Origin of the sequence: Bordetella sp. FB-8, from assembly GCF_000382185.1 — a bacterium.
GTDB lineage: Bacteria > Pseudomonadota > Gammaproteobacteria > Burkholderiales > Burkholderiaceae_B > Bordetella.
On the sequence record NZ_KB907784.1, the window covers coordinates 3814597 to 3827903 of the forward strand.

The following is a 13307-nucleotide window of genomic DNA, read 5'->3' on the forward strand; positions in this document are numbered from 1 at the left end:
GCGGCGAGGGCGTGCCGCCCTCCTGTCCCGCTCCGGGCACCCCTACGGGGTTCCCCCGCCGCCAAACCCAGGCGGCGGCTCCCCCTCCCCCTCAAACCCAGTCTCCAGACAGGCGGGCGGCCATCGGCAAAGCGTCGCGCCCAGCTGCTGCGCTGACAGTTTTCTTTTTTCCAGGAGCATTACCCATGATCGTTGCAGTCCTGAACTACTCCGGCTCGGTCGGTAAGACCGTCATCGCCAGCCATCTGCTGGAACCGCGCATCGCCGGCGCCGAGGTTATCGCCGTCGAATCCACCAACGAGTCCGCGGCTGATCTGGGCCTGGACGTCGACCAGTTGCGCGGCGATCAGTTCGGCCGGCTCTTTCGCAAGCTGCTCACCACCCCCGCGGCCATCGTCGACGTGGGCGCTTCGAACATCGAGGACTTTCTGACAGAACTTTCCAAGTACGACAACGCCCAGGCTGAGATCGATTACTTCGTGCTGCCGGTTGTGCCCACGGGCAAGGCGCAGCGCGAAACGATCAAGACCGTTGCCGCCTTGGCGAGCATTGGCGTGGACCCGCATCGCATCCGCGTGCTCTTCAACATGGCCGAAGGTTCGATCGCCGAAGATTTCGGCACCATCCTGCGCGAAGCTGACCAAGCCGGAGGCTTTATCGCCAATCCGAAAGCCGTGCTCGAGAAAAACGAAGTCTTCGAGCTGCTGGCCAAGCGCCGCATGTCGATCAAGAGCGTGGTCGATGATCCCAACGACTATCGCATGTTGCTGCGCCAGTCCGACCCGGCCGATGAAAATCGCATCGAGGACTTGGGAGATCGGGCGGCCCTGCAAGCGCTGGCCAAGCGCGTATGGCGGCAGATGGACGATGCTTTCGTGGAGGTGTTTGCGTAACGGGCCATAGCGCCTCACCCGCCACGCAGGAACTCTCGCATGGATACCCCCTCCCCAACTTCGAAGTCGCCGGCCCAGCACGTGGCTACGGGGCCGGCCGCAGTGCCCCCGCCCGAGCCGCGCAGCAAGCTGGAATACATGTTCCGCGCCATGCTCGTCGAGGCCGACCAGCTCACCACGCGTAGCGAATCTTTGGTCAAGCAGCTCAATGCCGCGGCGATGCAGATGCAGACCCTGCCGAGCATCCTGCGCAAGACCAGCGCCGCCGTTCAGGATCAGGCCACGACGCGGGCGGTGCAGCAGATGCGAGAGGTTTCACGCGAGATCGACGATTCGCGGCGGCTGCTCAAACGCACGGCCCAGGCGCTTGGCGCGCAGCAAGGCCGCAACCTCTGGACGATCGGTCTTGTGGCCTTCGGTTGCAGCCTGCTCGGCGGCCTGACCGCAGCCCTCATCGTCTTGACCGCGTTCAAGTAATCCCTTCCGGACGCGTCGCCAGCTCGCTGGCTAGCCCTGCCCTTTCCCGTTTCCCGCAATCACTCCTGAGCCTATGACAATCGCACCTGACACACGGCGCCGCATACTGAAGTTTTCCGTCATCTTCCTGCCGTTCGGCACCTGGCTTCTGACGGCCATGTTCCTAAGTGGCGTGGGCCCCAGGCAGATCCGCTGGCCCTTGATCTCCTACTGGGTGCTGGCCACGCCACGCGTTTTTCCCCTAATCACCGCGCCTTTTGCCGGCTTGCTCCTGGTCATAATTCTGGCGGTGCTTCTCAAACGCTATGCGACAACCAAGGGATTTGACGGGGCTGGGTACAAGCGGCACATCCGAGGCACGCAGATCATCCCGTTCAAGAAAATGATCAAGAAGTGTCGGGAGAAAGAAGCCGACCAGGTGGATGTCGCGGGTGTGCCGATGCCTACGGATCTGGAAAACCTGCACCTGCTGATCAATGGGGCGACGGGCACCGGCAAGTCGGTGCTGATGCGCGCTCTCATCCTCTCGCTACTCAAGCGCGGCGATCGGGCCGTCATCGTTGACCCGGACGGCGCGCTCTATCGCAAGTTCGGCCGAAAAGGCGATGTGATTCTGAACCCGTTCGATACGCGCACACAGGGCTGGATGTTCTTTAACGAGGTCCGGGCTGACTACGATTGGAAGCGCCTGGCGTTTTCTGTCGTGCCCCTGGGGCAAAGCGCCGAGGATGAAAACTGGAACGGCTATGGCCGGCTCCTGCTTCGTGCCGTATCACGCAAGCTCTTCGAGATGGGCATCAACGACATCGGCCAGGTGATCTACTGGTGCTGCGAAGCGCCTTTCGATGAAATCCGCGCCTTTCTTCAAGGCACGGAAGCCTTCTCTCTTTTTGCAGGTGCATCCGAATCTACGCGAGCATTCGACAGCGCGCGCTTTGTGATGTCCAAGTACGTAGCCGAACACCGGGATATGCCCAACGGGAATTTCAGCATTACCGAATGGCTTGAGACTGGCACGGGTTGCCTTTACATCACCTGGAAGGAGAACATGAAGGTCGCTATGCGTCCCCTGATCTCGTGCTGGGTCGATGTCTTCTGTTCAGCTTTCCTCTCCCTGCAAGAGTCTCAGTTACGGCGCTTCTGGCTGCTGATTGACGAGTTGGCCTCTCTGGAAAAACTCGCCACGCTCCAAGACGCGCTGACGAAGGGCCGCAAATACGGCCTGCGTGTCGTGGCGGGCCTACAGACGATCGCGCAGATCGTGGACATCTACCGCGACGCGGCCAAAACCTTGCTGGCCAGTTTTCGCAGCCTGGTGGTTCTGGGTGGCGCGCGCACCGATCAGGAGACTGCGCAGGCCATGTCCAAGGCGCTGGGCGAGCATGAGGTCGAACGACCTGAATACACGGACTCACGAAATGCCGGACGCGACCGCAGCACTAGCGAGCGGTTGACTCGAACCAAGGAACCGGTGGTGATGGATTCGGATATTCAAGGCCTGAAAAAACTGACGGGCTACGTCGGCTTTGCCGAGTCCGAACTCATTACGAAGTTCACCCTCACCCCCATCCCTTTCGTCAATCGAAACGAGGCTTTCGTGGAAACCGAATCGTTGCGCACTCGCAGTGCCGCCGCACGGCTTCGCGCGGATGATATCGAGCCAACCCCATGGGATATGAACGATGCTCTCCCATCAGATCCTACACAGAAGTAGCGCGGCAAAGTCCGGGCACTACTATGCCGAGCAAAAGGACGATTACTATGCCCGCGATGGCAACAACGCCCAGTGGCAGGGCGCCGGCGCCAAGGCCCTGGGCCTGACTGGTGAAGTCAGCCGCGACCAACTCGTGGCCGCCATGCGCGGCGACTTCAAGCGCTGGTTCGGCGAGGACCTGGGCCTATCGGACTCGATCCGCAAGGACGCCAAGGCGCGGGCCGCGCTGGACATGACTTTTTCGGCGCCCAAGTCGATCAGCATTCAATCGCTAGTGGGCAAGGACGCGACCGTCCTGGCCGCGCACGACCACGCGGTGACCCGGTCGCTGGACTTCATGGAAAAGGAGCTGCTGCGCGCCCGGCAAAAGGTCGACGGCGTCTCCCACACCGAGAAAACGCAGAACGCGATCATCGCCAAATTCCGGCATGAGACGGCCCGGCCGACCATGAAGGACGAGGCGGATCCCCAACTGCACACGCACGCCCTGCTCATGAACCTGACCCAACGCGCCGACGGCACCTGGGTCGCGCTCTCGAACGACGAGATCTACCGGGCCAAGCAGCTCCTGGATGCCGTCTACAAGAACGAGATGGCCGCCTACCTGCAGCACGCAGGCTATGCCTTGCGCTTCGAAGACGGCAATTTCGAGCTGGCCAACATCAGCCGGGCGCAGATCGAGCACTTCTCCAAGCGCGGGATGACCGTGGAGGCGGAGCTGGCCAAAATCGGGCAGACCCGCCAGAGCGCCAGTCGCGAACTCAAGCAGGCGATCACCCTGGCCACCCGCAAGGAAAAGCAGCCCGACCTCTCCCGCGCGGACCTGCAAGCTCGGTGGGAGCGAGATGCCAGAGAACTGGGCATCGACTTCTCCGCCGGCGGCCGTGGCAAGCAAACTGGCCAGGAGCTGGATCGAGATCGGCCTGGCTCAGAGGCTGGTGTGGATGCAGGCACGGCCCCTGCCGCGCCAGGCCCGGGCCGCCAGCCTGGCCAGGAATCTGAGCCGGATTCCGGTCGGGACACGGCCCCGTCCGATCCGACGCAAACGACCAGGCAGTTGCGCGGCCGTGTGGCCGACGAGTGCATGCGCTGGGCGATAGCCCATTTGACCGAGCGTGAATCGGTCACCACGGAGAAGATGCTGATTAGCGCCGCCATGGAACATGCGCGGGGCACGGGCGTATCGATCTACGAGATCCAGACCGCCTTGCGTGAAGCCGTTGGCCGTGGGCACCTGGTGCAAGGGGCGCCGGTGTATCGGCTGGATCAGGCCGAAAGCGAGATCCTGTCTCGCGATGCCTGGGTCGAAACCATGATCCGCCAAGGTTCGGCGCGAGAAGCTGCGCAGGCCAACGTCAAGCGGGCCATTCTCACCGGCGGCCTGATCCTGGACGACGTACGCCTGACAACCCAGGCGGCGCGCGAGCGCGAAAAGCGCATCCTGCAGATCGAGCGGGACGGGCGCGGGGCCATGGTGCCGGTCATGACGGGAGACCAGGCCAAAGCAGCGCTGGCCGATATCGGTCTGAAGCCGGGCCAGCAAAAGGCCGCCGAACTGATTCTGACCAGCGCAAACCGCGTGGTCGGCGTGCAGGGCCTGGCCGGCACCGGGAAATCCCATATGCTCAACCAGGTCAAGCAACTGGCCGAGGCCCAAGGCTATACCGTGCGCGCGGTCGCCGCCTACGGCACGCAGGCCAAGGCGCTGGAGCTGCTCGGTGTTGAAGCCAACACCATTGCCTCCATGCTGGAAGCGCGTTCGGCCCGGGCTGCCAATCCTGCCGCCGGCACCGGCGAGACATCGACGGCTCCTACCGCGCCGGCGTCGGTTGCGGCCGGCAAGGGGAAGGGCTTCTGGAAACTTTTCGCCCCAATCGGGAAAATGGCGGGCAAGAAGTCGCCCTCGCCCGTTCTGCGCAAGCAAGATCCCGCCACGCGCGCGGGCGGGCCTGCCGCTGGCCACGAGGGCGCGAAACGCGAGCGGTTCCAGCTCGATGAAAAAACCATCCTGGTGGTCGACGAGGCTGGGGTTGTGCCGACCCGCCAGATGGAAAAGCTCCTGCAGCGGGCCGAGAAAGCCGGGGCGCGGGTCATGCTCCTGGGCGATCAGGCGCAGACCAAGGCGATCGAGGCCGGCCGGCCCTTTCATCAGCTGCAGGACGCCGGCATGCAGACCGCGCTCATGGGAGACATCATCCGTCAGCAGGATCCGATTCTCAAACGGGCCGTGGAGGTGGCTGCGGTCGGCCGCGCCTCCGAGGCGCTGCACATCATCGAGAGCCGGCTCAATGCCGTGCACGAGATCGAGGACAAGGACGATCGCTATAGCGCCATTGCAAATCGGTACGCGCAGCTGGAGGCCGACGTGCGGCGCCAGACATTGATCGTCACCGGCACGAACGATTCTCGCAACGCGATCAATGACCTGGTCCACGATGCCCTGGGCCTACAGGGAAAGGGACGCGAATGCACCATGCTCACGCGGATCGACACCACGCAATCGGAGCGCCGATCAGCAAAGTATTACCGCCTGGGGGACATCATCCAACCCGAGCGCACCTATCAGGGCGGCAAGCTCGCGCCAGACAACCACTATGCGGTGGTTGGCATCAATGGAGCGAAAAACCGGCTGACCGTCAAACACCTGGTGACGGGCGAAACGGTCACGTTCAATCCGCAGCGCACGACCAAACTGTCCGTGTACCAGAAGGTGCTTGCCGAGCTTTCGGCCGGCGACTGGGTACGGGTCACGCGCAATGATGCCAAGCTCGACATCCGCAATGGCGAGCGCTACCAAGTTGCGCAGGTCAGTGAGCAAGGCGTGACGCTGTCGGCCGTCGGCGAGGATGGTCAGGTGACCCGGCAGGTGACGCTCACCGGTGGCGCCGAAGCCGCACCGTTGCACCTGGACCGCGCCTACGCGTCGACAGTGCATAGCGCCCAGGGACTATCGGAAACCGGCGTCATTCTGAATCAGGAAAGCACCTCGCGCACGACCAAGCGCGATGTGTTCTACGTCGGGATTTCGCGGGCCAAGCACTGGATCGATGTGTTCACGAACGACAAGACCAAGCTGCCCTTCGCGGTTGACCAACGCGAAGATAAGTCGGCCGCGCTGGACATTGGCGTCATTGCCAAATCGCCCAGCCGCGAGCGACGTGCCGAGCATGGCATCTAACCATTCAAATAGGACTGAGAAGATGGAGTTGTTGATTTGTCAGGCAGGTGATCCGGCGCAGATGACGCCGAAAATCATGCACATGAATCGGGGAGATAACGATGGAACATGACGCCCTCACCATAAAGCAGATCGAGGCCGCGATCAACCGGCTGCGCGAGCGCGCCCCGGGTGATGGCGTGACACTGGCGCCTGGTGTTGCGCAGCTGGCCGGTCTTTACGGCCGGATGATCTGGTTTCACTTGGCCAGCGTTTCGGCGGCTTCGCTGACGGCCGATGAAGCGTCCGCGCTGTCCGCTGCAGCCTAGCCGCTATCCTCATCCCCCTGGAGTTTTTGCATGACTGTTTCGAACTATCCTCCCCGGCGCAAAATTGCTCAGCGAAGCGGCACCAGCCTGGCCGCCCTGCTCGCGGCGCTGTTTCTGATTACCCCGGCTCCCAGCGCCTACGCCGCGTCCACCAGTTGCCCGGCCAACTTCTTCGGCGGCCAGGCCCCCGATCTGGTCAATGCCAAACTGGCCGCCCGTACGTATGCCTTGTGTTTTTCCGAATTTGCTGTGCTGGATTCGGGGTTGACGCGCACGCCGTTGTATTCGGCCGACCGGCTGACGGCCCAGCGCATCGCGCAGGCGAGCAGGCAGCGCCGCGCCGATGCTGCGGATACGTTCCACGAAGAGACGCGGCTGCCTGCTCAAGACCGGGCTCGACTCTCGGACTATGCTCGTAGCGGCTACGACCGTGGGCACATGTCGCCCAACGGCGACATGTCCAGCGCCGCTGCACAGGGCGAATCCTTCACGCTGGCCAACATGGTTCCGCAGAACGCCGATAACAACCGGCATCTGTGGGAAGGGATCGAGGCCACAACGCGCAGCCTGGCCTCCCGATACGGCGAGGTTTATGTGGTTACCGTGCCGATCTTCGCCGGCGCGCAGACCCAGTGGCTGCACAACCGCGTGGCTATACCGGCCAGGCTCGCGAAGGCGATCTATGTGCCTGCGCTGCGCGGTGCGGCCGTCTACCTGACGGACAATGCACCTGGCATGCAATGGCAGACGATTTCCGTCGCTCAGCTGCGTGATCTGTCCGGCATCGATGCTTTCCCTGCGCTCGCCGAGCCGGTCAAAGAGGCGGCGATCAACCTACCCGAACCCAAGCCCTTCAGCCAGAGCCATGAGCCGAGGTCGTACTCGGGTGAAAATGAGGGGAAGCGCTATTCCAACACGCTTCTCTTTCATTCGTTCAAGCAGCTCATGCGCTAGGCCCAGCACCAGGAAATCCAACATGACATTCCATCCCTTCGCCAATGAATCGGACGCGCTTTCACTGGGTGGCCTTTCCGTCGAAAACCACGTCGATCGCATTGCCGTGTTCGGTGACGTCACGGTCACCCGCGACAAAACAGGCTTAAAGCTTGCGCGGGACCTGGCCCAGTTGATCAACGTCGTGGTGAGTTCGCTCGAGGCCGATAAGACCCTGCCGGATACCATTGCGCCCGACCAGGCGCCGACCGGCGGACGCGACCCATTTGCAGGTTGATGCCTGCGCTCGGCAGATGTTCATCGACTCTCCCCATTGAACATCGGTTCTGGTATGAAGACCGACGCCAACAGTGCACCCAGCGCCATCAGCAAGACCCCGCCCATGGGATGCGTCAGGGCCGACACGGCAGGTGCGCCGAAAGCAAGGGATGCATGCGGCGCAGCAGGCCGATCTCCAGCACTCGGGCGCCGACCTGCACCGGCCCCATCAAGGTGCCAACGGCGACGGCTGCGGCAAGCGTTGCGCCGGTGGGCATGAGCAACTTCGTGAATTGACAGGTGAGGTCCGGCGCATAGAATAGCAGCAGCCAGGTTGAAGCGCCACTGCACGTCGATTTAGTGCTAGGCTGAATCGACATTCAAGGTATCCAGAAGGCAAGGGATGCGAGGTGAATGAAGGCGAGGAAGTTGTCGGGCTTTCGGTCGTAGCGTGTTGCGATGCGCCGGTATTGCTTGAGCCGCGCGAAGCAGCGCTCGATCCGATTGCGCAAGCGATACCGGGCCTTGTCGTAAAAGCGAGGTTGCTGGCAAGTTCTCGGTGGGATGACCGGTTCGCTGCCCTGTGCCCGTAGGTGCTCGACGAACTCGCGACTGTCGTAGCCCTTGTCGGCCAACACGTAGCGGCACTTCAGACCGGCCAGCAGGGCACTTGCCTGGGTGATGTCGTTGCGCTGGCCGCCGGTCAGGATGATGCGCACCGGCCGCCCCTGCCCATCGACAGCTAGGTGGATCTTGGTGCTCAGGCCTCCTCGGGAACGCCCCAGAGCCGAGTCCGGCGCCCCCCTTTTCCGGTCGCCGCCTGTGCATGCGCCCGGACAATGCTGCTGTCGATCATCAGGTACTCATTGTCCCGATCCCGCGTCAGCGCCTGGAATATGCGCTCCCACACCCCGTTGCTGGCCCAACGGGTGAAGCGCTTGTGCACACTCTTGTACTGCCCGTAACGGCTAGGCAAATCACTCCACCGTGCCCCCGAACGCAGCACCCACAGTACGCCATTGACGAACAGTCGGTTATCTTGGGCCGTGCGCCCCGGGTCGCCTGCCTTGCCTGGCAGCAGCAATTCGATGCGCTCCCACTGGGCTTGGCTAAGTTCGTAACGACTGGGGCGGGGATGCATTTGCTTGGACATCCCTTCATTTTAAAAATGAATGTCGATTCAGCCTAGAACTGCAAATCCATGTGAAAATTATTGTGTAGGCATTCTGGCGCTGGAGGTCAAATGCAATCCAAGGAACACTGGGAGCAGGTCTATACGACCAAGGCGGCGACTGACGTAAGCTGGTTTCAGGAACACGCTCAGCGCTCGGTTCACCTCATCGAGCAAACCGGGACTGCCAAGAACGCCAGCATCATCGACGTCGGCGGCGGCGCTTCGACGCTGGTCGATGACCTTCTCGGTCAGGGCTATTCGAACATCACGGTGCTCGACCTTTCCGAGACCGCATTGGCGGCGGCCAGTGCACGCTTGGGCAAGCGTGCGCGCGACGTCGCTTGGCTCGCAGGCGACATCACGCAAATCGAACTCCCTCGGCATGCCTACGATGTCTGGCATGACAGAGCAGTCTTTCACTTTCTCACGACCCGACAGGAACGGGAGGCTTACGTCCATGCCGTTCTTCGCGCCGTCAAACCTGGCGGTTACGTTATCGTGGCCACCTTTGCAGAGGATGGCCCGGAAAAGTGCAGCGGCCTACCGGTGATGCGCTACAGCGCCGACGGGTTGCATGCGCAGTTTGGCGCTCCGTTTACGCTCTTGCAGTGCGAGCGCGAGGAACACCACACGCCTTTCGGCACGGTCCAGAAATTCAACTACTGTCTGTGCCGCATGGCGTCCAACTGAGCGACTTGTGCCGCCCGCCCGACTTAGATACGGGTCCTGTGAGTTCCGTCCTCATGTGCCACTGCCTTCCGATTCGTTTGCATTTGAGCCTGTGGCGCCCTTGTTCGCGATGCGGCGGGTGAAACTTTACGGTCATGCCTTATGACCTGTGCAGCACCCACGCTGCTGCTGGATCGGCGGGCATGGCACCGAACCGAAAGAGCAGTACACGCAGCAATCGCCCGGCTTGGGCCTTAGCAGTGAATGACAAACCCGGCACTCGTAGTAGAACTGGCAGGCATCGGTTGGCATGGCCTCCTGTTGGGTATGGCCGCAGCGCGGGCAGGTCAGCACGGATTCGAGGATGACGGCGCTCATCTTGGCATCACTTCTTCACCGTGGACGGATAGCCCGCGTTCGTGGTGGCCTGGATCAGTGCATGAGGCTGAGTCTTGTCCGGATCATAGGTGGCGGTCGCGGTCTTCTTGGCAAAATCGACCTGAACAGCACTCACGCCGGGCACCTTCTCCAGCGATTTTTTGACCGTGATCGGGCAGACCTCGCAGGTCATGTTCTGCACGTCGAGGGTGACAGTTTTAGGCGTTGCGGCTAATGCCGCAAGAGGGAAGGCCGCGAGCGCGGCCAGCAGCAGCTTACGCATAGGAATCTCCTTTCAGTAGAACAGCGGGGCCAGCCACGGCACGGCTAACAGACCGAGCAACACGACCGCAACAAGCCAGAACACAAACCACTGCCGTGAGCGCGTGCGTGGCCCGGCGCAGGGCGTACCGGGCAGGCAGACCTGTGAAGCCGAGTAGAGCTTGCGGAAGGCTAGCCCGAGGAACAGCAGCGTCAGGCCGATGAAGATGGGCCGGTACGGCTCCATCGCCGTAAGGCGGCTCACCCATGCGCCGCCGATGCCAAGCGCGAGCAGCATGAGCGGGCCGACACAGCACACCGACGCGCCGATGGCGGCCAATGCGCTCGCGATCAGCGAACCTTTGCTGGTGAATTGCATGCCCGCCTCCTTGAACCTGATGACCTGAGTGTTACCTTATAAATGCCGTACTCAAGTACGGAGTCAAGGAGAACGTGATGGATGCGGAACTGACCATCGGCAAGCTGGCCGAATCTGCCGGGGTGAATGTGGAGACGATCCGTTATTACCAACGGCGCGGACTACTGGAAGAACCGCCCAAGCCGCCAGGTGAATACCGGCGCTATACCCGCGAGCAGGTCAAGCGAGTGCGCTTTATTAAGCGAGCGCAGGCGCTGGGCTTCACGCTGGATGAAGTGGGCGAGCTACTGACGCTGGATGCGGCGCGCGCTTGCAAGCAGACACGGGCGCTGGCCGTGCGTAAGCTAGGCCTGATCGAACAGAAAATGGCCGATCTTGCTGCGATGCGCAAGGCGCTGGGTGGATTAGTACAGCAGTGCGACACGGATGATGGTCGCGTGAGTTGCCCGATCATCAATGTACTGGCTCAGGATTAAGCGGCTTGTTCCATCGCTCCTCAAACCCGGAGGGCTGCGATCAACGGGCGAGCATCCTCTTGCTCGGCTTACTGCCCTTACTTGTGGCTTTGTCATGCTTGGTAGGCACTTCGTGCCCATCCGTTGATGGTGACAGTGCTTTGGGGCGTGAACGCCGCTGTCGTCGGGCTGCTGGCAATTGATCTGGACGGCACGTTCGCTTTTGGTATAGTGCTAAAAGAAGGTCAATCTGATTGACAAGGCTTTCGTTCAACCGCCCTAATGCGCACCGCACTTCGCTTTCTTCTGTCGCTGCTGGTCTGCGTCGCCCTGGTGGCGCAGGCAGATGCTTCGTTGCCGGCGCCAGGAGGATGCCCGATAAATTCGGCCATGATGACGGGTTCGATGAACATGACGGTCAATAAGCAGTTATCGAAAGCCGCTCACACGCCAATGGGCAAGCTCTGCACAGCCGCTGCGGCTTGCAGCCCAACGGTGCCGGTTCCCCAAGCTGCGTCCAGACTGCCCGACTCCCTCTATCAGCGGTTTCAATATCCGCTCATCGCCGCGCAATTCATTTTGCAGGACTTCCCTCAAGTTCTGCTGCGTCCCCCCAGGCTCGCCTGACTTCCTGTCCGTCCGCAACAGCACGGGGCGAGCTTTGTCGTGAATCAACATCGGTCGATTGACCGGTGGGATATTCTGCGATGCCGTTCGCTCCGCCTGCCCCTGCGGCAGATCTGACGTCGTTCGTCGTGGAGCCTTGGATGAAATGTAATCAAAACAGCCTGCGCGCCATCGTTGCGCGAGGCAAGCTGCTACCTGCAGCATTGAGTGCGGCCATAGCGCTTGCGGGTTCACTCGCGTTGCGCCCTGCCAGCGCAGCTGCCGTCGATGCGGTGCGCACCCCAATCGTCGCGCTTGCGATCGATGCTTCGAATCACATGCTGCTGAAGGCCACGGCCGAGGCCCTCTACCGAAGTGCCGACGATGGCCGGCACTGGGTGCGAATTGCGTTGCCACGGGTACACGGCCGCGTGGCCGCCATTACGACATCGGCGCGTCAGCTAGGCCTGCTGTACGTCGGCGGGCCCGGACTGGGTGTTTTCCGTAGCGAAAACGATGGCCAGACCTGGCAGCCGCGCAACACGGGACTGCCAGGCCGCGACGTCAAGGCGCTGACCTTACACGCAGACCAGGCCAGTACGGTCTACGCCTACGTGTCCGGGCGAGGGATATTCCGGAGCCAAAAGAATGGATTGCATTGGCGATTGATGGATCACGGGCCGCGCGAGTCCATCATCCAGTTCGTTCACTCGAACATGCCAGGCAGTATGCAGACAGGCTGGTTGTTCGCTGCGACCTCGAACGGCATCGGCCGTTCAATGGACTGCTTTTGCGGCTGGCGCAACGCCGGCGGACTGACCGGAAAAATCAACGCCGTCGCCTACAACCCACGTCAACCCCAGCAGGTTTACGCTGCGATGGGCAACAAACTGCTCCTGAGCCGCAACGGCGGCGAACAATGGGCGCCCTTGAACGCGCCTGGTCCGGTCATCACGGCGTTGTTGGTCGCGCCGGACGGCGTGCTCTACGCCGCTGGCGGCGCGACATTGTTCCGCAGCTCGGACCATGCAGCGACATGGGAGCGGCTCGATGGTTAGGCGAATTCCGCTTGCCGTAGCCGGCGTGCTTTCACTGGTATCCGTGACCTATGCCCATGAGCCATCGGTGTCGGCGGAACAGGGCGACCTGCTCAAGGCCGGTCGGGCGATTTATCAGCAAAATTGCGCGTCCTGTCACGGGGTTCATGGCGAGGGCGAGCCGAACTGGCAGCATCCGGATGTCCTAGGGGAGATGCCCGCACCGCCACATAACGCGAAAGGCCATACGTGGAAGCACAGCGATGACATGCTGTACCGGCTCGTGCACGACGGCTGGCGCGATCCGTTCAACAAGACCACCCGTCTGACCATGCCGCCCTTCGGAGCGAAGCTGACCGCCCTCGAAATTCGTGGCGTGATCGAATACCTCAAGACGATGTGGACACCTGAGCAACGGGATTTCCAGCGCGCGGAAAGTCGACAGTCGCCGTTTCCGCCCGAAGCACGCTGACGAGGGGAACATCATGAAAATGCCCGCCTATGTGATTTGGTCTAGTGGTCGTAAAGCATTCTCGGCAATGGGAGCCATGCGCTTTCCCACGCTT

General features: G+C 61.9%; 17 protein-coding genes. 12 read left to right on the forward strand and 5 right to left on the reverse strand.

Translation table 11 applies throughout. The features are described from left to right. Positions 1–185: 185 nt before the first annotated feature. The 7 genes from stbB (at position 186) to H143_RS0118240 (ending at position 7801) form a co-directional block, all read left to right on the forward strand. On the forward strand, positions 186–893 hold the full coding sequence (gene stbB / locus H143_RS0118210; protein ID WP_019939701.1) for a StbB family protein: 708 nt from the start codon (positions 186–188) through the stop codon (positions 891–893). Positions 894–932: 39 nt separating this feature from the next. Beyond that, positions 933–1370 carry a hypothetical protein gene (locus H143_RS0118215; RefSeq protein ID WP_019939702.1) on the forward strand — a complete coding sequence of 146 codons (438 nt, stop codon included), beginning with the start codon at positions 933–935 and terminating at the stop codon, positions 1368–1370. Positions 1371–1443: 73 nt separating this feature from the next. Next, entirely contained in the window at positions 1444–3084 is a 1641-nt protein-coding gene (locus H143_RS0118220) for a type IV secretion system DNA-binding domain-containing protein (RefSeq protein WP_019939703.1), read from the forward strand. Continuing rightward, positions 3053–6262: a MobF family relaxase gene (gene mobF, locus H143_RS0118225; protein ID WP_019939704.1), complete on the forward strand. Its 3210-nt coding sequence runs from the start codon at positions 3053–3055 to the stop codon at positions 6260–6262. Before H143_RS0118220 ends, mobF begins: the two co-directional genes overlap by 32 nt. 101 nt (positions 6263–6363) lie before the next feature. Continuing rightward, positions 6364–6570: a DUF3717 domain-containing protein gene (locus H143_RS0118230; RefSeq protein ID WP_019939705.1), complete on the forward strand. Its 207-nt coding sequence runs from the start codon at positions 6364–6366 to the stop codon at positions 6568–6570. Positions 6571–6600: 30 nt separating this feature from the next. Next, positions 6601–7524, forward strand: a complete 924-nt coding sequence (locus H143_RS0118235) for a DNA/RNA non-specific endonuclease (RefSeq protein WP_019939706.1) — start codon at positions 6601–6603, stop codon at positions 7522–7524. Positions 7525–7546: 22 nt separating this feature from the next. Further along, complete coding sequence (locus H143_RS0118240) at positions 7547–7801, forward strand: hypothetical protein (RefSeq protein WP_019939707.1); 255 nt, start codon at positions 7547–7549, stop codon at positions 7799–7801. A gap of 115 nt (positions 7802–7916) precedes the next feature. Here H143_RS0118240 and H143_RS22595 read toward each other — a convergent pair whose 3' ends face one another. Together H143_RS22595 and H143_RS22220 are read right to left on the reverse strand one after the other, a co-directional pair. Next, positions 7917–8060, reverse strand: coding sequence for a hypothetical protein (locus tag H143_RS22595; RefSeq protein WP_155803443.1), 144 nt, complete (start codon positions 8058–8060; stop codon positions 7917–7919). A 102-nt stretch (positions 8061–8162) separates the two neighbouring features. Then, positions 8163–8923, reverse strand: a protein-coding gene (locus H143_RS22220; RefSeq protein ID WP_155803677.1) for an IS5 family transposase whose coding sequence is annotated in 2 segments (ribosomal slippage) — positions 8163–8575 and positions 8575–8923 — 762 coding nt in all. Because the reading frame shifts where the segments join, the coding sequence is not laid out codon by codon here. 102 nt (positions 8924–9025) lie between these two features. On the opposite strand from H143_RS22220, the gene H143_RS0118260 reads away from it, so the two are divergent. Then, positions 9026–9646 carry a class I SAM-dependent methyltransferase gene (locus H143_RS0118260; protein ID WP_019939711.1) on the forward strand — a complete coding sequence of 207 codons (621 nt, stop codon included), beginning with the start codon at positions 9026–9028 and terminating at the stop codon, positions 9644–9646. Positions 9647–9778: 132 nt separating this feature from the next. On the opposite strand, the gene H143_RS23060 is transcribed toward H143_RS0118260, so the two are convergent. Genes H143_RS23060 through H143_RS0118270 form a run of 3 tightly spaced genes read right to left on the reverse strand, consistent with a single transcriptional unit; the run spans position 9779 to position 10643 of the window. Then, the gene (locus H143_RS23060; RefSeq protein WP_081627095.1) at positions 9779–10003 is read right to left on the reverse strand and encodes a GDCCVxC domain-containing (seleno)protein; all 225 of its coding nucleotides are present in this window, start codon (positions 10001–10003) and stop codon (positions 9779–9781) included. Positions 10004–10010: 7 nt separating this feature from the next. Next, on the reverse strand, positions 10011–10286 hold the full coding sequence (merP, locus tag H143_RS0118265; RefSeq protein ID WP_019939712.1) for a mercury resistance system periplasmic binding protein MerP: 276 nt from the start codon (positions 10284–10286) through the stop codon (positions 10011–10013). A gap of 12 nt (positions 10287–10298) precedes the next feature. Continuing rightward, positions 10299–10643 (reverse strand): mercuric transporter MerT family protein, encoded by a 345-nt coding sequence (locus H143_RS0118270; RefSeq protein WP_019939713.1) that lies wholly within the window; start codon positions 10641–10643, stop codon positions 10299–10301. A 77-nt stretch (positions 10644–10720) separates the two neighbouring features. Here H143_RS0118270 and merR point away from each other — a divergent pair, with 77 nt between their 5' ends. From merR to H143_RS0118290, 4 genes are all read left to right on the forward strand, one after another. Beyond that, a complete protein-coding gene (gene merR / locus H143_RS0118275; protein WP_019939714.1) occupies positions 10721–11119 on the forward strand; it encodes an Hg(II)-responsive transcriptional regulator in 399 nt (132 codons plus the stop codon). A 261-nt stretch (positions 11120–11380) separates the two neighbouring features. Beyond that, positions 11381–11725 (forward strand): hypothetical protein, encoded by a 345-nt coding sequence (locus H143_RS0118280; protein ID WP_019939715.1) that lies wholly within the window; start codon positions 11381–11383, stop codon positions 11723–11725. Positions 11726–11865: 140 nt separating this feature from the next. Continuing rightward, positions 11866–12762: a hypothetical protein gene (locus H143_RS21120; RefSeq protein ID WP_019939716.1), complete on the forward strand. Its 897-nt coding sequence runs from the start codon at positions 11866–11868 to the stop codon at positions 12760–12762. Between the two features lie 43 nt (positions 12763–12805). Then, positions 12806–13213 carry a cytochrome c gene (locus H143_RS0118290; protein WP_196801330.1) on the forward strand — a complete coding sequence of 136 codons (408 nt, stop codon included), beginning with the start codon at positions 12806–12808 and terminating at the stop codon, positions 13211–13213. Positions 13214–13307 lie beyond the last annotated feature (94 nt).

Coding starts and splice junctions, on each gene's coding strand:
- stbB (WP_019939701.1), top strand. CDS start 186: ATGATCGTTGCAGTCCTGAACTACTCCGGCTCGGTCGGTAAGACCGTC.
- H143_RS0118215 (WP_019939702.1), top strand. CDS start 933: ATGGATACCCCCTCCCCAACTTCGAAGTCGCCGGCCCAGCACGTGGCT.
- H143_RS0118220 (WP_019939703.1), top strand. CDS start 1,444: ATGACAATCGCACCTGACACACGGCGCCGCATACTGAAGTTTTCCGTC.
- mobF (WP_019939704.1), top strand. CDS start 3,053: ATGCTCTCCCATCAGATCCTACACAGAAGTAGCGCGGCAAAGTCCGGG.
- H143_RS0118230 (WP_019939705.1), top strand. CDS start 6,364: ATGGAACATGACGCCCTCACCATAAAGCAGATCGAGGCCGCGATCAAC.
- H143_RS0118235 (WP_019939706.1), top strand. CDS start 6,601: ATGACTGTTTCGAACTATCCTCCCCGGCGCAAAATTGCTCAGCGAAGC.
- H143_RS0118240 (WP_019939707.1), top strand. CDS start 7,547: ATGACATTCCATCCCTTCGCCAATGAATCGGACGCGCTTTCACTGGGT.
- H143_RS22595 (WP_155803443.1), bottom strand. CDS start 8,060: ATGCCCACCGGCGCAACGCTTGCCGCAGCCGTCGCCGTTGGCACCTTG.
- H143_RS0118260 (WP_019939711.1), top strand. CDS start 9,026: ATGCAATCCAAGGAACACTGGGAGCAGGTCTATACGACCAAGGCGGCG.
- H143_RS23060 (WP_081627095.1), bottom strand. CDS start 10,003: ATGAGCGCCGTCATCCTCGAATCCGTGCTGACCTGCCCGCGCTGCGGC.
- merP (WP_019939712.1), bottom strand. CDS start 10,286: ATGCGTAAGCTGCTGCTGGCCGCGCTCGCGGCCTTCCCTCTTGCGGCA.
- H143_RS0118270 (WP_019939713.1), bottom strand. CDS start 10,643: ATGCAATTCACCAGCAAAGGTTCGCTGATCGCGAGCGCATTGGCCGCC.
- merR (WP_019939714.1), top strand. CDS start 10,721: ATGGATGCGGAACTGACCATCGGCAAGCTGGCCGAATCTGCCGGGGTG.
- H143_RS0118280 (WP_019939715.1), top strand. CDS start 11,381: ATGCGCACCGCACTTCGCTTTCTTCTGTCGCTGCTGGTCTGCGTCGCC.
- H143_RS21120 (WP_019939716.1), top strand. CDS start 11,866: ATGAAATGTAATCAAAACAGCCTGCGCGCCATCGTTGCGCGAGGCAAG.